This is a genomic window from Streptococcus pneumoniae (genome assembly GCA_040719455.1).
Classification (GTDB): Bacteria; Bacillota; Bacilli; order Lactobacillales; family Streptococcaceae; genus Streptococcus; species Streptococcus pneumoniae_G.
Window position 1 is genome coordinate 480,574 of record JBFDTN010000001.1, and the last position, 19,576, is coordinate 500,149.

Below are 19,576 nucleotides of genomic sequence, written 5' to 3' on the forward strand. Positions count from 1 at the left end.
GTTATAATAGCTAAGAATGTTAAAAAGAAAAAAGGAGCATAAACGAAATGAAACGTATTGCTGTTTTGACCAGTGGTGGTGACGCCCCTGGGATGAATGCTGCTATTCGTGCAGTAGTTCGTAAAGCAATTTCCGAAGGAATGGAAGTTTTTGGTATCTATGATGGCTATGCCGGGATGGTTGCAGGTGAAATCCACCCCCTAGATGCCTCTTCAGTTGGAGATATCATCTCTCGCGGAGGTACTTTCCTTCATTCAGCTCGTTATCCTGAGTTTGCCCAATTAGAAGGTCAGCTTAAAGGAATTGAGCAGTTGAAAAAGCATGGAATCGAAGGAGTTGTCGTGATCGGTGGTGATGGTTCTTACCACGGTGCGATGCGCTTGACAGAACATGGATTCCCAGCTGTTGGTGTTCCTGGAACCATTGATAATGATATCGTTGGAACAGATTTCACTATTGGTTTTGACACAGCTGTAACAACTGCTATGGATGCGATTGATAAGATTCGCGATACTTCATCTAGTCACCGCCGTACTTTTGTCATTGAAGTAATGGGGCGCAATGCTGGTGATATCGCTCTTTGGGCAGGGATTGCGACAGGAGCAGATGAAATCATCGTTCCTGAAGAAGGTTTCAAAATTGAAGAAATCGTTGAAAGCATCCGTCGTGGCTATGAGCTTGGTAAGAAACACAACATCATCGTTCTTGCAGAAGGTGTGATGCAAGCAGTTGAGTTTGCGAAATTGCTCAAAGAAGCAGGAGATGTGAGTGATCTTCGTGTGACTGACCTTGGACATATCCAACGTGGTGGTTCACCAACCGCGCGTGACCGTGTTCTTGCCTCTCGCATGGGTGCACATGCTGTAACCTTGCTTAAAGAAGGTCGCGGTGGTCTTGCCGTTGGTATCCGTAATGAGCAAATGGTTGAAAATCCAATTTTGGGAACAGCTGAGGAAGGGGCACTCTTTAGCTTGACAGATGAAGGCAAGATTATTGTGAACAATCCTCACAAAGCAGATCTTGAATTGGCAGAGCTTAACCGTAGCATTTCAAGCTAAGTATAAAAGAACTTATCGTATCAGTTTTAATAGTATAAAAGGAGTTTTAGAAACATGAACAAACGCGTAAAAATCGTTGCAACATTGGGTCCTGCGGTCGAAATCCGTGGCGGTAAAAAATTTGGAGATGATGGCTACTGGGGTGAAAAACTTGATGTAGAAGCATCTGCACAAAACATTGCGAAGTTGATCGAAGCTGGAGCAAACACTTTCCGTTTCAACTTCTCACACGGTGACCACGAAGAGCAAGGTGCTCGTATGGCAACTGTAAAACGCGCTGAAGAAATCGCTGGACAACGCGTTGGCTTCCTTTTGGATACAAAAGGTCCAGAAATCCGTACAGAGTTGTTTGAAGGCGATGCAAAAGAATACAGCTACACAACTGGTGAAAACATCCGTGTGGCAACTGCTCAAGGCATCCAATCAACTCGTGAAGTGATTGCTTTGAACGTTGCTGGTGGTCTTGACATCTTTGACGATGTAGCAGTTGGTCAACAAATCCTTGTCGATGACGGTAAACTTGGTCTTCGTGTTTTTGCAAAAGACGATGCAAAACGTGAATTTGAAGTAACAGTTGAAAACGACGGCGTTATTGCAAAACAAAAAGGTGTAAACATTCCAAATACAAAAATTCCTTTCCCAGCACTTGCTGAGCGTGATAACGCAGATATCCGCTTTGGTTTGGAACAAGGTATCAATTATATCGCCATTTCATTTGTTCGTACAGCAAAAGACGTGAACGAAGTTCGTGCAATCTGTGAAGAAACAGGAAATGGTCACGTTCAATTATTTGCAAAAATTGAAAACCAACAAGGGATTGACAACTTGGATGAAATCATCGAAGCAGCAGATGGTATCATGATTGCTCGTGGTGATATGGGTATCGAAGTACCATTTGAAATGGTTCCAGTTTACCAAAAAATGATCATCAAGAAAGTCAATGCAGCAGGTAAAGTAGTTATCACTGCTACAAACATGCTTGAAACTATGACTGAAAAACCACGTGCCACTCGTTCAGAAGTATCAGACGTCTTTAACGCTGTTATTGACGGAACAGATGCAACAATGCTTTCTGGTGAGTCTGCAAATGGTAAATACCCACTTGAGTCTGTAACAACAATGGCTACAATCGACAAAAACGCTCAAACTCTTTTGAACGAATACGGTCGATTGTCAACTGCTGAATTTGAACGTAACTCTAAGACTGAGGTTATGGCTTCAGCTGTTAAAGATGCAACAAACTCAATGGATATCAAATTGGTTGTAACGATTACAAAAACTGGTCACACAGCTCGCTTGATTTCGAAATACCGTCCAGATGCGGATATCTTGGCAGTAACATTTGATGAATTGACACAACGTTCATTGATGTTGAACTGGGGTGTCATTCCAGTGGTTACTGAAAAACCATCTTCAACAGATGATATGTTTGATCTTGCAGAGCGTATCGCAGTAGAACAAGGTTTGGTTGAATCAGGTGATAACATTGTTATCGTTGCTGGTGTGCCTCTTGGTGAAGCAAGCCGTACAAATACAATGCGTATCCGTACAGTACGTTAATCTATATAAAACTAGCGGAATTTCCGCTAGTTTTTTTTATGTACCTAGATTTCCGTTAAACAATTCTTGATTACAAGAGTAACTAAGAAAATAGAAATAGGATGATTTTTCTATTGACTACAAAAAGACTAGATATGTCCATTTTTTCAGAAAAACGAAACAATTTTAATGGAGGGGGGAGTTATCATTCTTATTTTTATAGAAATAAAGATACAAAAAATTGAAAAGTTAGTATCAGTATGATATTATAGAGGTAATAAAATAGTAAAGGGATGGTGCTGCCTATGGAAATAGTAAAGAAGAGCTACACATCATGATGAGTGGTATGGATAGGATGAGTCATAGATGATATACATATTTAATGAGCGTCTCACTTCCATAGCTAGTGGTGTAGAGTATGCAGAAGTGCAATTATTACAGATTCTACAAGAGTTAAACTTAGATTTTCGTATGGTTTTTACGGGATGGACGAAACCGTTTAGTCTGATGGATTATTCGGATAAGATGAACTATCCAAGAGAACATCTCATGTCGGTCTTTCATAGTTTTACGGACTTGCCTCTTTATCCTTCTAGCCTTTTACCAGAAGAAGTCCTCCCTTATTATCCAGGATTTGAGCTTGTTAAGCGTGAAAAAGAGCGGATTCTCTATCAGAGAGATGATTTAGAGCTGGTTTTTTACTTGGTGGGAGGTAAAGTCAGCGAGGCTGTCTCAGTAAGAAATAGGCGTGTCCTTCGTGTAGATTCTTATACGAAACAGTTATCTCATTCGGAATTTTATGATGACAAAGGGCAACTGGCTTCTATCGAATTTTATAATCAAGACGGTTCGTGTGCGTTGCGAGAAACTTTGAAAGAGTGGGATTCATCCTTTGAAATGGGAGAGCAACGCTGGGAGTCTAAGCACGAATTTATGAAGGAGTTTATGGAGCGTTTGCAGCTGACCAGCTCAGATATCATCATTATGGATCGTCCGACCTTTATTGATGCAGATGTTTTGCCTTTTAGGGGAGACGCGAAGGTTATTGCAATCATCCATGCCGAGCATTTTATGCGAGATGCTTATCCGGAGCGTTTGGTGTTTAATCCGCATTATCAGTACACTTTTACGAATCATCAGTTTGTGGATGTTTTTCGAGTGATGACACAGGCTCAAAAAGAACAGTTACAAGAGCACTTTGAGAGGTTAGGTATCCATAAGAATATTGTGGCTATTCCTCCGACATTTTTGGAGGAGGCTCCGAATCATCTAAAAGAAGAACTTGATTACCGTTTATTGACAGTCAGTCGTCTGGCTATTGAGAAACGATTGGATTTACTCATTTCAGCCATAGCCAAGGCCAGTCAGGAACTGCCTCAGCTCCATTTAGATATTTATGGCGGTGGCAATCCTTCGCCTTATGAGGAGTTGATTGATTCTTTGGGGATTGAGGATAAGATTTCTTTAAAAGGATATACCGAGAATATCCTAAAATACTATTCTCAATATGATGCCTATATCAGTACGTCGCCAAGTGAATCTTTTGGTCTATCCATATTTGAAGCATTGAGTCAAGGCTTGCCTTTTATCTTTCGGAATGTTCCGTATGGAAATCAAGAAGCTTGGAACGAGAACGGTCTATTGGTTGAAGGAGAGACAGACGAGGAGGTGATAGAAAACATGGCAAATGCGATTGTGCAATTCTATAAAGAAGATCATCATGCAGAGTACCGACGAAATAGCTTATTAAAAGCAAGAGAGTACGGCAAAGAAAATGTGAAACAAAAGTGGAAAGAACTTTTGGAAACAATCTAAAACGGGGTAAAAATAATGGAAAAAAAGAATAAATATAGTATCCGTAAGTTTAAAGTGGGAGTTGGCTCGGTTCTGATTGGTTTTGCTTTGGCAGGGGGTGTTATGACACCTGTCTATGCAGCTGAGACAGGTGATGCTTCTACTACAACGACAAAAGAAATACCCAATGATCATGATACCTATGAAACTGCAGCAGTGAAAGACTATCTGATTACTGAAAATGTGGATCAGGAATATGGTCAAGGTGATACATCAGAACCAAATGCTAATCGCCGTGTGACGATTGAAGTGGGTACTAAGCCAGTTGTTGAAGATAAGGTGGTAGATGGTAAGGATGTTACCGCTACGACAAACTACATGGTGCGTTATCCTCTGTTGAATGCAGAGACACCTTCTAATGCCAATAATGATGTTGTGGAGGCAACAGAAGCTGCCAAAACAGATAATTATAAAGAATTAGTCATTCCTTATGAAGAAGTGACAGTTAAAAATTATACAGGTCCACAAGATGCTCTTATTCTACAAGGATTTGGTGAAGAAGGAAAATTAGACCTAAATAAATTCCTGGAACCTATCAGCAATGATTGGAATAAAAATACCGTGGACACAAAGCGTGCGGTAGAGTTTCGTTTCACAGATGATGCTGGAAATACCACATACTTTAGGGTTTTTCCAGGAGCAGACGGTAGCATTCGTCCGGATGATCTGATCTATCGTGATGCAAGTAGCAATACCTTTACGGACACTATTGCTTTCCCAATTAATAGTGCTATTGGCAAAGCCTATACCAGTGTTCCAGGAACAACAGACTTTTGGGCGCATAGGAAACGTTTGGATAATGACTTGACAGTTGGTCTGTATAAGTATTTTACTAAAGTTTTGAATCCTTTAGAAAATCCAGACTTCCCAGAAGATCGTTCAATGGATAACCAATTGTACTTCTACAATGGTGAAAAAGGCAAGGATATGAAATTAGATGTTTCATATCGTTACTACTATTCCGCAGAGAAACCAAATTTCTCAAATGGGGCTCCAAATACAGGTGTTTGGGGAGGAGCAAACTACGATCCAAGTAAACCAAATATTTGGGAGACAATTGGTAGTATCACGCTTAAACCACATATCAAGTATCTAACGACAAATGGTCAGTATAGTTCTGAACCGACCCCTTATATCCCTATATCTTCTAAATACTGGTATCGTAATCTTTACTCCATCGATATTTCTTCTAAGACCAGAACTGAGGGTGAGTATACCATTAATACTACCTATAAGTATGATCCAGAGACGGGTGAAGTTTCTGTCTTAAACGAAGAAAAGATTAAGACATCAGAGTTACCAACGAATCCTAACACTACCATCTTTAATGCAGAGATGATTGGTCTGAGTCTTCCGAAGTTCAATCAGGCAGAAGGGGCAACTGAACCAGAAAAAGGTGGCATTTCGATTTCTGAAAATCCCTTGCTAAAACTTGTTTCAGATGCGAACTTCAATGTGAACAAGGCCTATCTTGTTGAGTTGTATAAGAAGATTTATGGAGCAAGTTCAGAGACAGATAAAGATCGGATTGCAGCAGCTCTTCTTACATACAGAGATCTAAATCTTGTTCGCCGTCCAGGTGATATGGATGATCCGACACATCTATATGGAAACAATAATCTTCCTTATCGTACGGACGTTCGCAATCAGATTCAAAGGGAGCTTGCTTCTTATCTAGAGAATGCACAGGCAGCTCGTTCAGCTGTCTTGGTACCTAATGTTAGAGTACGCCACTGGATTCGAAATAAATCTGATGATGGATCTACCTTGATTCGTGAAGAGGAAAAAGGACCAATTACTCGCCTGGATGAATACTATACAAAAGGTGCATCAGAGCTTCTTGAGCAAGGATATCGTTATATTCGTGCTGAGCATACAGATCAGCAGTATATCTACAAATTGAAACAAGAAAATCTCTATTTTGATGAGTGGGAAAAGATTCGTTTTAATAGAGTAAGATATGAGATTACTGCAACCGAAACGATGGGAACTGTTGCGCCACCATTCTTTGCTGCAAGTGGTTACCCAGGATCAGGCTTTACGGTTGATTATGGTTTCTTCCCATTTGTAGAAGCGGTGAGTGATGAGCGTGCAGAAGAAGTTCGTAATGATCCAAACAGCGAATACAGAGTGTACGATCGAGCTCGTCATGTGCGTACGATTGATGTCTATTATGATGAAGTACCAACAGTAACGAAGACAGAGGAAAAAGGTCAAGTTTTTGTTCACTATGTGGATGAAAATGGGAAGACCATTAAGGCTGACAAGGTTTATGATGAAGTTGTGGTCAATCATATCACGACAACAACCTATCCAAAACGAGAAAAAGAAGTTGTTACAACACCAACCAATGAACAATATGATGTAGAGCCGGATAAGGATGCTACGATTACCTTTGAAAACTTTGAGTACACGTTTAAAGAAGTGAAAGATAATGTAGCATTAAGTGATACAGTCCCAGTAGGTGAAACGCACATCACTTATATCTACAAGGTTGTTCCTCAGATAGAGGAAAAAGAAGTTGTTGGTAGTGTATCTGTCTCTTATCGTACCGTTGGTGGAACGCTGATTAAGCCTAAAGCATCAGTTATTGATGATACGGTTATCTTCAGAGAGAAAACCATCAAAACGCCGACTTCAACTTCAAAAGAAACAGAAAGAAACACTGTTTCGTACACCACTACTGCCAAAGATATGGAAGAAGTGGATGGTGTAACCTATCAATTAGTAGGTATTGCGCCAAATTCTGCCCCAGTGACTGGTACTGTTAAAGAAAATGAGCAAGAAGTTATTTATCTTTATGCACCAGTTCAAGAAGAAGTTATTAAGACAGAAACCAAAGGTAGCGTTATTGTTCGTTATGTAGATATGGATACTGATGTGGAAATCCATAATCGTGATACGGTTGTGACAGATGGTCTCGTAAGTACGGAGACGCGGACGATTAAACGCTATGCAGATAAAGATGGCTTGTTCCAAGTGCTTTCGGATGATACAGTAACCACGCCAACAGGAGCGACTTATGATAGTAGTTCTAAGAGATTGCCAACCATTGATGCAAATGGTGGAACTTACTACTTTGTTGAAGTTGATAAATCTGAAACAGGTGATCTTCAAGAAGGGCTAACGGTCATTACCTATAAATACCGTAAACCAAAAGTAGGTATGCAGGATGTGACAGGACAAGTAACCGTTCACTATGTTATTAGTGGTACAACAACTGTTCTGAAAGACCCTGTTGAAACCATGAAGAACACTGTTGTGAAGTCGACAACGACAACGACTCGTCCAGATGGCACTAGCACATCAACAGATGTGAACTATGAGGTAGCTTACAATACGGTACCACTAGCACCAGCTATCTTAACAAAAGATAATGTTGAGTATGCATTAGTTGTTGTTCCTAACAATAGCACAGGTACAGTTGTTGAAGGCAACACAGATGTAACTTATGAGTATCTTCCACGAATTGTGAATGAAAAACATGAGGAAGTGAAGGGTTCAGTTGTTGTTCATTATGTGGATGAAGCAGGAACACAACTCCAACCAAATAATAAGTTAGTGACAGACGTTGTGGTGAAAACGAAAGATACTACGATTTACCGTGACCAAGAAGAGCCAGTAGTGAAGGAGACCAACTATGATAGTCCTTACACAGCTCATCGTGAAGAAATATTGTCATACAACGGTAAGACCTATGAACTTGTTCGTGTATCAATGAGTAATACGGTTGGCGAGGTAGATGTCGTTCCATCGGATGCACACATCGGCGGTGAAACTGGATCGGTTGTTGAAGGTGTAACGGATGTGATTTATGTGTACCGTGAAAAACAACCAGAGCAACCTACACCGATTCCAGTCCCAGAATCTGAGAGCGCAAAAGCACCAGGTTCAGTTCTTGTCACATATGTAGATGAAACAGGTAAGGAAATCAAGGCTTCTGTCTATGATGAAAAGAATCAGCCAGCAGATAGTGATTATGATACAAAAGTAGATAATCGTCCAACAAAACTCCTTAGTGATTCTGGAGAAATCTATGAACTTGTTCCTGCAGGTACATATCAAGTAGGTACAGTTGACAATGACGGTCACTTAGTGGGAACGGACTCTGTTACTGGTATGATTGTAGCTGGTAAGACAATGATGGTCACTTATGTCTACAAGTTGAAGGTGGATACTCCTCCAACGACTGAAATTCCAGAGCAACCAGAATCAGGTGAGGGTGAATTGCCACCACAACCAGATGGTGAGAAACCAGGCAGCTATGTGCCATTCGTGCCAAATGACCCATCGAATCCAGATCCGAAAAATCCAAATCCAAACATGCACATTCCAGAAGTACCGTATGATGAAACTCCAGAGGATCCAAGTGATGATCCACGATTGCCAGATGTTCCAGGTTACATCCCAGTTGATCCGAACGATCCAACAAATCCACTGCCAGAAGATCCAAATGGAGGCTATGTTCCACCAACGCCAACGGATCCGAAGAATCCAACCGCGATTCCATATGTGCCAGCAGGTAGCGTTACCGTTCATTATGTGAATGAAGAAGGCGAAGTGATCAAACTTCCAACCATGGACACCGTGAAAGCCCCAGTTGGTGCTACCTACAACACCAACGAAGACGGTAAGGAAATCCCAACTGAGATTAAACTAGCTAAGGAAACTTACGTTCTAGTCGGTGTGAAAGATGGCGATAAGGAAACAGGAACGATTGTCAAAGGCAATATCGATGTGACCTATGTCTACAAGTTGAAAGTGGATACTCCTCCGACAACGGAAATTCCAGAGCAACCAGAATCAGGTGAGGGTGAATTGCCACCACAACCAGATGGTGAGAAACCAGGCAGCTATGTGCCATTCGTGCCAAATGACCCGTCAAATCCAGATCCGAAAAATCCAAATCCAAACGTGCACATTCCAGAAGTACCGTATGATGAAACTCCAGAGGATCCAAGTGATGATCCACGATTGCCAGATGTTCCGGGCTACATCCCAGTTGATCCGAACGATCCAACAAATCCACTGCCAGAAGATCCAAATGGAGGCTATGTTCCACCAACGCCAACGGATCCGAAGAATCCAACTGCCATTCCATATGTACCAGCAGGTAGCGTTACCGTTCACTATGTGAATGAAGAAGGCGAAGTGATCAAACTTCCAACCATGGACACCGTGAAAGCCCCAGTTGGTGCAAGCTACAACACCAACGAAGACGGTAAGGAAATCCCAACTGAGATTAAACTAGCTAAGGAAACTTACGTTCTAGTCGGTGTGAAAGATGGCGATAAGGAAACAGGAACGATTGTCAAAGGCAATATTGATGTTACTTATGTCTACAAGTTGAAGGTGGATACTCCTCCGACAACGGAAATTCCTGAGAAACCAGAATCAGGTGAGGGTGAATTGCCACCACAACCAGATGGTGAAAAACCAGGCAGCTACGTGCCATTCGTGCCAAATGATCCATCAAATCCAGATCCGAAAGATCCAAATCCAAACGTGCACATTCCAGAAGTGCCGTATGATGAGACTCCAACGGATCCAAGTGATGATCCACGCTTGCCAGATGTTCCAGGTTACATCCCAGTTGATCCGAGCGATCCAACGACTCCACTGCCAGAAGATCCAAACGGTGGCTACATTCCACCAACGCCAACGGATCCGAAGAATCCAACGGCTATTCCATATGTGCCAGCAGGTAGCGTTACAGTTCACTATGTGAATGAAGACGGCGAAGTCATCAAGCTTCCAACTATGGATACCGTGAAAGCCCCAGTTGGTGCAAGCTACAACACCAACGAAGACGGTAAGGAAATCCCAACTGAGATTAAACTAGCTAAGGAAACCTACGTTCTAGTCGGTGTGAAAGAGGGCGATAAGGAAACAGGAACCATTGTCAAAGGCAATATAGATGTGACCTATGTCTACAAATTGAAAGTGGATACTCCTCCGACAACGGAAATTCCTGAGAAACCAGAATCAGGTGAGGGTGAATTGCCACCACAACCAGATGGTGAGAAACCAGGTAGCTATGTGCCATTCGTACCGAAAGATCCATCAAATCCAGATCCGAAAGATCCAAATCCAAACGTGCATATTCCAGAAGTGCCGTATGATGAGACTCCGACAGATCCAAGTGATGATCCGCGCTTGCCAGATGTTCCAGGTTACATCCCAGTTGATCCGAACGATCCAACAAATCCACTGCCAGAAGATCCAAATGGAGGCTATGTTCCACCAACGCCAACGGATCCGAAGAATCCAACCGCGATTCCATATGTGCCAGCAGGTAGCGTTACCGTTCATTATGTGAATGAAGACGGCGAAGTCATCAAGCTTCCAACTATGGATACCGTGAAAGCCCCAGTGGGTGCTACCTACAACACCAACGAAGACGGTAAGGAAATCCCGACTGAGATTCAATGGGCTAAGGAAACTTACGTTCTAGTCGGTGTGAAAGAGGGCGATAAGGAAACAGGAACGATTGTCAAAGGCAATATCGATGTGACCTATGTCTACAAGTTGAAGGTGGATACTCCTCCGACAACGGAAATTCCTGAGAAACCAGAATCAGGTGAGGGTGAATTGCCACCACAACCAGATGGTGAGAAACCAGGTAGCTATGTGCCATTCGTACCGAAAGATCCATCAAATCCAGATCCGAAAGATCCAAATCCAAACGTGCATATTCCAGAAGTGCCGTATGATGAGACTCCGACAGATCCAAGTGATGATCCGCGCTTGCCAGATGTTCCAGGTTACATCCCAGTTGATCCGAACGATCCAACAAATCCACTGCCAGAAGATCCAAATGGAGGCTATGTTCCACCAACGCCAACGGATCCGAAGAATCCAACCGCGATTCCATATGTGCCAGCAGGTAGCGTTACCGTTCATTATGTGAATGAAGACGGCGAAGTCATCAAGCTTCCAACTATGGATACCGTGAAAGCCCCAGTGGGTGCTACCTACAACACCAACGAAGACGGTAAGGAAATCCCGACTGAGATTCAATGGGCTAAGGAAACTTACGTTCTAGTCGGTGTGAAAGAGGGCGATAAGGAAACAGGAACGATTGTCAAAGGCAATATCGATGTGACCTATGTCTACAAGTTGAAGGTGGATACTCCGCCAACGACACCAGAAATGCCAGAGCAACCGAATCCAAAACCGCAGCCTGAGCCGCAACCAATGCCAAATCCAAATGGCTCTGAGGAACCTCAACGTCCGCAAGAACCAATCATTCCGGATAAATCTATCCCAGGTCAGCCAAATAACTCAAGTGTTACCCCAACTCCAGTTGTGTCTAAAGGAGATGCAACTCCAGCAACACTAGAGAAGGGTGAAGCCCCAGTTTATATGGCAAAAGCTGAAAACTTGCCAAATACAGGTGATGCAGCTGATCAAAGCGGATTGGTTTACGGTGCAGCAGCACTTGGATTAACAGCGCTTCTTGCAGCTATGAAGAAAAAATCAGAGCAAGAAGACTAATAGTTGTAACATGGCTTTTGATCAGTACTGAAAGTCTATGTGTATATAGATTTCGTGAATATCTATCATCGTAGGACTTCAGTAGAAATGAAAAACCAGTATCTTCGAAAGAAGATGCTGGTTTTTTAGGTTTACGAATAAAGAGAAAATGAAGTTTGTAAACGCTAATAGAGATGGAAGAAATGTTTTATGCAATCTTGAATTTGATATGAAAAAATGATATACTTGGAAAGTAAGAATTTAGGTGTATGAGACTGAGAAATCGTATTTAGTGAAGATAGAATGATGAAAAATCCAAATGAGGGGGTGGCAGTGGTCACCCTTTATTTTTTGAAAGGTATTCACTGACTGTACGATACCGTCTCATGATGCTTACGAATGAGTAGAAAATTTGATACAATAATGATGGGAAGTAGAACTCAATCAAGATTTCGAAGAAATGGATATTGGAATTTTTGCTTTCTCACTTTTAGTATCAGGTATTAATGGTCTATGGGGCTATTATACCTTCAAGTTGACTAGCGTTCATCATTAAGAATTGTGAGAGGCTGAAAGTAGGGCTAAAAAAGAACAATTCGCTAAATTTTGACGAATGTTGATTGTTCACCCTTTTACAAGCTAGATACGGCTGTGTCAAATTATTAAATTTATACGACTGAATGAGAGCAGGGACTTTTATCCCATCATATAAGATAAAAAGATTTCAATCCCTTGATAGGAAAGGATATATACATAATGGCTACGATTCAATGGTTTCCAGGGCACATGTCCAAAGCGAGACGGCAGGTGCAGGAAAATCTAAAATTTGTTGATTTTGTGACGATTCTGGTGGATGCAAGGTTACCTTTGTCCAGCCAAAATCCTATGTTGACCAAGATTGTGGGGGACAAGCCCAAATTGCTCATTTTAAACAAGGCGGATTTGGCAGATCCTGCTGCGACCAAGGAATGGCGGGCTTATTTTGAGTCAAAAGGCATTCCGACTTTGATGGTCAATTCCAAGGAGCAGTCCACGGTCAAGAAAGTCACAGAAGCAGCGAAAAAACTAATGCGGGAGAAAATCGAGCGTCAAAGAGAGCGAGGGATTCACATTGAGACCCTGCGGACCATGATTATCGGTATTCCAAATGCTGGAAAATCAACTCTCATGAACCGCTTGGCAGGCAAGAAAATTGCCGTTGTGGGCAACAAACCAGGTGTCACCAAGGGGCAGCAATGGCTCAAATCCAACAAAGACTTGGAAATCTTGGATACCCCAGGGATTTTATGGCCAAAATTTGAAGATGAAGCAGTGGCGCTAAAACTGGCTCTGACAGGTGCGATTAAGGATAATCTCTTGCCCATGGATGAGGTGACGATTTTTGGGTTGAATTATTTCAAACATCACTACCCAGAGGCGTTGAAAGAGCGTTTCAAGCAGATAAATCTGGAAGATGAAGCGCCTGAAATCATCATGGATATGACCAGAAAGCTCGGTTTCCGTGAAGATTATGACCGTTTTTATAGCTTATTTGTCAAGGAAGTGCGAGACGGCAAGCTAGGTCTTTATACGCTGGATACAGTCGAGGAAGCAGATGGCAACGATTAAGGAAATCAAGGAGCTACTAGCGACCATTACTGATAAAAATGACCCTCGCTTAGAAGAGCTAGCTGAGGACGCACGAGCAGGAGTGCAAACCTTGCTTCAGAAAAAAATCAAGGATTTTGAAGCCCAAGAAGCAGAAGATGCACGCCTTGAGCAAATGCTGACCTATGAAAAAGCCCTGTATGAACAAGGCTTAGAGCTGATTGCAGGAATTGATGAGGTCGGGCGTGGTCCCTTGGCAGGTCCAGTGGTCGCTGCTGCGGTTATTCTACCCAAAGGCTGCAAAATTCGCTATTTAAACGACTCCAAGAAAATTCCCAAAGCCAAGCACCAAGCTATTTATAATGAAGTAATGGAGCGAGCTGTGGCAGTTGGTATTGGAATCAAGGACAGCCAAGTGATTGATGAGGTCAATATCTATGAGGCGACAAAACTCGCCATGTTAGACGCCGTAGAGTCCTTATCTGAAACACCGCAATACTTGCTGATTGATGCCATGACCTTGGATACGGCACTTCCTCAGACTTCCATTATCAAAGGCGATGCGAATAGCCTGTCTATTGCAGCAGCAAGCATTGTCGCCAAGGTCACACGGGATCAGATGATGGCAGCGTTTGATAAGGAGTATCAAGGTTATGATTTTGCAAACAATGCAGGCTATGGGACTGCCAAGCACTTGGAGGGTTTGCGAACAAAGGGGATCACACCGATTCACAGAAAGAGCTTTGAACCTATCAAATCCATGCTAGAATAGGAGAAAACGATGCTCATTGACAAAGTGCTCAATAACAATGTTATCATCTCTAAAGACCGAGATAAGGAATTTATCCTCATGGGGCGAGGTCTCGCCTTTGGCAAGAAAGCAGGTGATGAGATAGAGGACAGTTTGATTGAAAAACGCTATGTTCTCTCACACAATGACCAACGCTCCCTTCTAGCAGAGATTCCTGTGGAATTGCTGGAAATTGCCGACAAGGTCATTAGCTATGCACGAGCGACTATGACCAAGTCTCTCAATGACCATGCTTTTTTAGCCATGGCAGACCACATGCAAGGGGTAGCTTTGCGAGTCAAGGACGATATTTATCTGAAAAATTTTCTCATGTGGGATATCAAGCGCTTTTTTGGAGAAGAGTTCAAGGTCGGAAGCTTTGCCAATGAACTGCTCAGTAAGTACCTAGGCAAAGACTTGCCTGTCGATGAGGCAGGCTTTATGGCGCTGACTTTAGTCAATGCCGAGCTGGACCAAGGAGCATCAGCAGCTAGAGATTTAACCATGCTGATGGAAGAGATTTTGACTATTGTCAAATACAGCCTTGAGATTCCCTTGGATGAAAATGATATCTATGTCGCTCGGTTTATGACCCATTTGAAATTCTTCTGCGAGAGGATTTTGACCCATCAAGAAGTGAGAAGTTTAGAGGACAGTCAGATGTTTGAGATGATGAAGCAGACCTATCCGCAAGCTTATCAGACCACTCAGAAAATTGTGGCTTACTTAGACCAGCGACGAAACTACCAGACCTCAGAAGATGAGCAGCTCTACCTCACCATTCATCTCTCGAGGATAAGGAGAAAAGACGATGAAAACAGAACGTGAAAAGATGCTAGCAGGTGAGCTCTATGACGCAGGAGACACAGAGCTACGAGCCTTACGAGCAAAAGCTCGCGCCTATCGTATGGAGTTTAACCAGGAGCTAGACGGTAAAAAACGCAGCCAACTTCTCAAAGAATGGTTTGGCACAACAGGAGAAAACATCTACATGGAACCTGATTTTGCCTGTGATTACGGCTGTCATATCCATGTCGGTGAGAATTTCTATGCGAATTTTAACTGCACCTTTTTAGATGTATGTCCGATTCGTATCGGAGATCATGCCATGCTAGGCCCCAATGTTCAGCTTCTAACACCGCTTCATCCTCTGGATGCCAAAGAGCGAATTTCAGGGATGGAGTACGGCAAGCCCATTACCATTGGGGATCATTTTTGGGCTGGTGGCGGTGTCACGATTTTGCCTGGTGTGACCCTTGGAGATAATGTCGTCGTGGGTGCAGGAGCAGTAGTCACCAAGTCCTTTGGGGATAATGTTGTCTTAGCTGGTAATCCCGCACGAGTTGTTAAATATTTAAAATAACAAAAAAACGAATATTTTTATTGTTTAAACTATAAAAAATTCGCATAAATATCTAAAAATCTCCCAAATCAAGAATTTTATCCTATTTTTAGATTGAAATAATTGAAAAAACGAACGAAAAAGTGTACAATAACCTTTATCAATTATCATTTAGAAAAAGGAGTTTTAGATGGAGTTACTGGAGCAGAAGATCCTGACGGTTGGTCAGGTCGTGGGAGAGAACATTTTAAAGGTAGATTCCTTTTTGACCCACCAAGTCGATGTAGGCTTGATGAAAGAGATTGGAAATGTTTTTGCAAAACGTTTTGAAAATGCAGGAATTACCAAGATTGTCACTATTGAGGCGTCTGGCATTGCCCCAGCTCTCTACACAGCAGAAGCGATGGGCGTTCCCATGATTTTTGCTAAGAAGTCAAAAAATATCACGATGACAGAGGGCATTTTGACCGCAGAGGTCTATTCCTTCACCAAGCAAGTGACAAGTACAGTATCTATTGCACAGAAATTTTTGACCGAAGATGACAAGGTGCTCATCATTGATGACTTTTTGGCAAATGGTCAAGCAGCTAAGGGCTTGATTGAGATGATTGAGCAAGCAGGTGCGAAAGTAGAAGGCATTGGAATTGTCATTGAAAAGTCTTTCCAAGATGGCAGAAAGCTTCTTGAAGCTACGGGGCACACAGTGGTGTCGCTTGCGCGGATTGATCATTTTGAAAATGGCAGTCTTGTCTTTAAGGAGGCGGATGCATAATGATGAAGATGAATGAAGAAAAACACTCTCAAGCAGCTGTCTTAGGTCTCCAGCATTTGCTGGCTATGTATTCTGGCTCGATTTTAGTGCCTATTATGATTGCCAGTTCCTTGGGGTACACATCTGCACAATTAACCTATCTCATCTCCACTGATATTTTTATGTGTGGGTTAGCAACATTCTTGCAATTACAATTAAATAAATACTTTGGCGTGGGCTTGCCAGTTGTACTAGGTGTGGCCTTTCAATCCGTAGCACCTCTCATTGTGATTGGACAAAATCATGGGAGTGGCGCCATGTTTGGAGCCTTGATGGTGTCTGGGGTATTTGTATTCTTGATTTCTGGCGTTTTTTCAAAGATTGCCAATCTCTTTCCAGCGATTGTTACAGGCTCTGTCATCACAACGATTGGATTGACCCTGATTCCAGTTGCGATTGGAAATATGGGAAATAATGTAGAAAGTCCTACGGTTGAAAGCCTGATGTTGGCTAGTCTGACCGTCTGTATCATCCTTCTCATCAATATCTTTACCAAAGGATTTATCAAGTCGATTTCTATCTTGATTGGCTTGATTGGAGGAACGCTTGTAGCAGCTTTCATGGGCTTGGTAGATATGAGTCCTGTTGCTGCAGCACCTTTGGTGCACGTTCCTACACCCTTTTACTTTGGCATGCCGACTTTTGAATGGTCCTCAATCGTGATGATGTGTATCATCGCTATTGTATCCTTGGTGGAGTCAACAGGGGTTTACTTAGCTCTATCTGACATCACCAAGGATGAGTTGGATGCAAATCGCCTGCGCAATGGTTATCGGGCAGAAGGTTTGGCAGTCTTACTAGGAGGGATTTTCAACACCTTCCCTTATACAGGATTTTCACAAAATGTAGGCTTGGTAAAATTATCAGGCATCAAAACACGTTTGCCGATTTACTACGCAGCTGCTTTTCTGATTTTACTAGGACTCTTGCCCAAATTCGGAGCTTTGGCTCAAATCATTCCTGCGCCCGTCTTAGGAGGCGCCATGCTGGTCATGTTTGGAATGGTCGCAGTTCAAGGGATGCAAATTTTAGCCCGAGTTGATTTTGAACATAACGAGCACAATTTCTTAATCGCAGCGGTTTCTATCTCTACCGGTGTAGGGCTAAATGGAAGCAATCTTTTTATCAACCTACCAACGGCTTTCCAAATGTTTTTCTCAAATGGAATTGTCATGGCAAGTCTTGTTGCGATTGTGATGAATCTCTTGTTGAACCGCAAGAGATGAGAGATTGAAACTCGCAAACCAAATCATCAGTATGAGATCCCTAAACAAGCAAGTGGGGTGGAACTTTATCAGAGTGATGAAACTCTAAAAGTTCCACTCCTTTGTCTGTGAATGGAACTATATAGTTGTTTCGTTTTGATTTAGTATGAGGTAAGATGAGTTAACGACGGAATAAATGAAAATTAAATAACTATCATATAAACAATCATTTAGGAGGATTCATGTATCAAACACATACAACTAAAGAAAAGTTACGGCTTTTCTTTCAGATTTTTCTACCGCTTTTAATCTATCAATTTGCCAATTATTCGGCGGCTTTTGTCGATACAACCATGACAGGGCGGTACGATACGCTTCATCTCGCAGGTGTGTCCATGGCGACTAGCCTTTGGTCTCCATTTTTTACCTTGCTAACAGGCATTGTCTCTGCCTTGGTGCCGATTATCGGTCAGCACTTAGGCGAGGGCAAGAAAGATCGTATTCGCAATGATGTCTATCAGTTTATCTATCTGGCATTGGGGCTTTCTGTCTGTTTATTTTTACTGGTCTTTTTGGGAGCGCCATATGTCCTATCACGGCTCAGCTTAGAGCCTTTGGTGGCAAAGGTGGCTACTTCCTATCTTTTTTACCTCGCTTTGGGCATCATTCCGCTTTTACTCTTTAGCGTGATTCGCTCAGTCCTAGATGCGCTTGGCTTAACGAGGCTCTCCATGTACCTCATGCTCTTGCTACTCCCTTTAAATGCCAGCTTTAACTATGTTTTGATTTATGGCGTTTTAGGGCTTCCTGAGATGGGAGGGAGAGGAGCAGGGCTTGGGACGTCGCTTGCCTACTGGGTCTTGCTCATCTTAGCCTGCCTTGTCTTGTCCTTTCATCCCAAGGTACGAGACTATCAGTTTTGGAAATGGCAGCCATTAGACTTTGCAGTTTTAAAAGAGGGTTTAAAGCTAGGATTACCGATCGGTGGGACAGTATTTGCAGAAGTCGCGATTTTCTCAGCCGTGGGGCTGTTTATGTCCAAGTTTAACTCAGTCATCATTGCCAGCCACCAGTCAGCGATGAACTTTGCTACGCTCATGTATGCCTTTCCGATGAGTATCTCAACTTCAATGGCGATTTTAGTGTCCTATGAAGTAGGAGCCAAGCGCTTTGAGGATGTGCGCTCTTATTGCAGGATTGGGCGTGTGACGGCTGCCAGCTTTGCCTTGTTTACGCTGGGATTTTTATATCTATTTCGCTATCAAGTGGCAGATCTGTATGGACATGATGAGACCTTTATCCAGATGACGACGGTCTTTCTGACTTACAGCCTCTTTTTCCAGCTGGCAGATACCTTTGCGGCGCCTTTGCAGGGGATTTTACGGGGCTATAAGGATACGACCGTTCCCTTTTATATGGGCTTGATTAGCTATTGGGGTGTCGCTCTTCCAGTGGGGCTCTTGCTGGATATTACCACGACCATGGGACCTTATGGCTACTGGATCGGCTTGATTATGAGCTTAGTCGTGAGTGGTATTTTGTACCAATCAAGGCTGAGCTATATCACGAAAATCTTTAAAGACTAAGGATGTTATAGGTAGAAGAAAAATAGAAACAAGAAAATCCAGCTTAGACAAAAGCTGGATTTATTTCATCCTCATCTCCCCTTGAGGGAAGTAGGTCCCTTCTGGCATATCATTGATAATGACATGAACTGCTTCTTTTGGTGCACCGGTGTGTTTGACGATGCTTGCTGTAATCTCTTTTGCGAGTGCCTTTTTTTGATCTAGGCTTCGTCCTTCAAATAAATCAATGCGTACAAATGGCATAAGTTCCTCCTATCAAGTGTGATAATATTATTTTATCACAAATCTAGTTTAAAAGCAGGTCAGAATATGGTAAAATGGAAAGAAG

The 19,576-nt window shown here is 42.5% G+C and carries 12 protein-coding genes; 11 read left to right on the forward strand and 1 reads right to left on the reverse strand.

The genetic code is table 11. The annotated features are described in order from the left end of the window. Window positions 1–47: 47 nt before the first annotated feature. The 11 genes from pfkA to AB1I63_02240 all read left to right on the forward strand — a co-directional run bounded on the left by pfkA (window position 48) and on the right by AB1I63_02240 (window position 19,248). Window positions 48–1,058, forward strand: a complete 1,011-nt coding sequence (gene pfkA, locus AB1I63_02190) for a 6-phosphofructokinase (protein MEW4353697.1) — start codon at window positions 48–50, stop codon at window positions 1,056–1,058. A gap of 54 nt (window positions 1,059–1,112) precedes the next feature. Continuing rightward, complete coding sequence (pyk, locus tag AB1I63_02195; protein ID MEW4353698.1) at window positions 1,113–2,618, forward strand: pyruvate kinase; 1,506 nt, start codon at window positions 1,113–1,115, stop codon at window positions 2,616–2,618. A gap of 345 nt (window positions 2,619–2,963) precedes the next feature. After that, window positions 2,964–4,412: a glycosyltransferase gene (locus AB1I63_02200; protein MEW4353699.1), complete on the forward strand. Its 1,449-nt coding sequence runs from the start codon at window positions 2,964–2,966 to the stop codon at window positions 4,410–4,412. 15 nt (window positions 4,413–4,427) lie between these two features. After that, window positions 4,428–11,948, forward strand: a complete 7,521-nt coding sequence (locus tag AB1I63_02205; GenBank protein MEW4353700.1) for a MucBP domain-containing protein — start codon at window positions 4,428–4,430, stop codon at window positions 11,946–11,948. Between the two features lie 735 nt (window positions 11,949–12,683). After that, the gene (gene ylqF, locus AB1I63_02210) at window positions 12,684–13,535 is read left to right on the forward strand and encodes a ribosome biogenesis GTPase YlqF (protein MEW4353701.1); all 852 of its coding nucleotides are present in this window, start codon (window positions 12,684–12,686) and stop codon (window positions 13,533–13,535) included. Then, entirely contained in the window at window positions 13,522–14,286 is a 765-nt protein-coding gene (locus AB1I63_02215; GenBank protein ID MEW4353702.1) for a ribonuclease HII, read from the forward strand. Before ylqF ends, AB1I63_02215 begins: the two co-directional genes overlap by 14 nt. A 9-nt stretch (window positions 14,287–14,295) precedes the next feature. Beyond that, window positions 14,296–15,132 carry a PRD domain-containing protein gene (locus AB1I63_02220; GenBank protein ID MEW4353703.1) on the forward strand — a complete coding sequence of 279 codons (837 nt, stop codon included), beginning with the start codon at window positions 14,296–14,298 and terminating at the stop codon, window positions 15,130–15,132. Continuing rightward, complete coding sequence (locus AB1I63_02225; GenBank protein ID MEW4353704.1) at window positions 15,116–15,667, forward strand: sugar O-acetyltransferase; 552 nt, start codon at window positions 15,116–15,118, stop codon at window positions 15,665–15,667. The genes AB1I63_02220 and AB1I63_02225 overlap by 17 nt, the downstream gene beginning before the upstream one ends. A 169-nt stretch (window positions 15,668–15,836) precedes the next feature. Beyond that, on the forward strand, window positions 15,837–16,418 hold the full coding sequence (locus AB1I63_02230; protein MEW4353705.1) for a xanthine phosphoribosyltransferase: 582 nt from the start codon (window positions 15,837–15,839) through the stop codon (window positions 16,416–16,418). Window positions 16,419–16,420: 2 nt separating this feature from the next. After that, entirely contained in the window at window positions 16,421–17,683 is a 1,263-nt protein-coding gene (locus tag AB1I63_02235; protein MEW4353706.1) for a nucleobase:cation symporter-2 family protein, read from the forward strand. Between the two features lie 221 nt (window positions 17,684–17,904). Further along, window positions 17,905–19,248, forward strand: coding sequence for an MATE family efflux transporter (locus AB1I63_02240; GenBank protein ID MEW4353707.1), 1,344 nt, complete (start codon window positions 17,905–17,907; stop codon window positions 19,246–19,248). Between the two features lie 60 nt (window positions 19,249–19,308). On the opposite strand, the gene AB1I63_02245 is transcribed toward AB1I63_02240, so the two are convergent. Further along, window positions 19,309–19,491 (reverse strand): 4-oxalocrotonate tautomerase, encoded by a 183-nt coding sequence (locus AB1I63_02245; GenBank protein ID MEW4353708.1) that lies wholly within the window; start codon window positions 19,489–19,491, stop codon window positions 19,309–19,311. Window positions 19,492–19,576 lie beyond the last annotated feature (85 nt).

Excerpts from the sequence above, each read along its gene's own strand:
- AB1I63_02200 (MEW4353699.1), top strand. The coding sequence starts at position 2,964 with ATGATATACATATTTAATGAGCGTCTCACTTCCATAGCTAGTGGTGTA.
- AB1I63_02205 (MEW4353700.1), top strand. The coding sequence starts at position 4,428 with ATGGAAAAAAAGAATAAATATAGTATCCGTAAGTTTAAAGTGGGAGTT.
- pfkA (MEW4353697.1), top strand. The coding sequence starts at position 48 with ATGAAACGTATTGCTGTTTTGACCAGTGGTGGTGACGCCCCTGGGATG.
- ylqF (MEW4353701.1), top strand. The coding sequence starts at position 12,684 with ATGGCTACGATTCAATGGTTTCCAGGGCACATGTCCAAAGCGAGACGG.
- AB1I63_02225 (MEW4353704.1), top strand. The coding sequence starts at position 15,116 with ATGAAAACAGAACGTGAAAAGATGCTAGCAGGTGAGCTCTATGACGCA.
- AB1I63_02235 (MEW4353706.1), top strand. The coding sequence starts at position 16,421 with ATGAAGATGAATGAAGAAAAACACTCTCAAGCAGCTGTCTTAGGTCTC.
- AB1I63_02245 (MEW4353708.1), bottom strand. The coding sequence starts at position 19,491 with ATGCCATTTGTACGCATTGATTTATTTGAAGGACGAAGCCTAGATCAA.
- AB1I63_02215 (MEW4353702.1), top strand. The coding sequence starts at position 13,522 with ATGGCAACGATTAAGGAAATCAAGGAGCTACTAGCGACCATTACTGAT.
- AB1I63_02220 (MEW4353703.1), top strand. The coding sequence starts at position 14,296 with ATGCTCATTGACAAAGTGCTCAATAACAATGTTATCATCTCTAAAGAC.
- pyk (MEW4353698.1), top strand. The coding sequence starts at position 1,113 with ATGAACAAACGCGTAAAAATCGTTGCAACATTGGGTCCTGCGGTCGAA.
- AB1I63_02240 (MEW4353707.1), top strand. The coding sequence starts at position 17,905 with ATGTATCAAACACATACAACTAAAGAAAAGTTACGGCTTTTCTTTCAG.
- AB1I63_02230 (MEW4353705.1), top strand. The coding sequence starts at position 15,837 with ATGGAGTTACTGGAGCAGAAGATCCTGACGGTTGGTCAGGTCGTGGGA.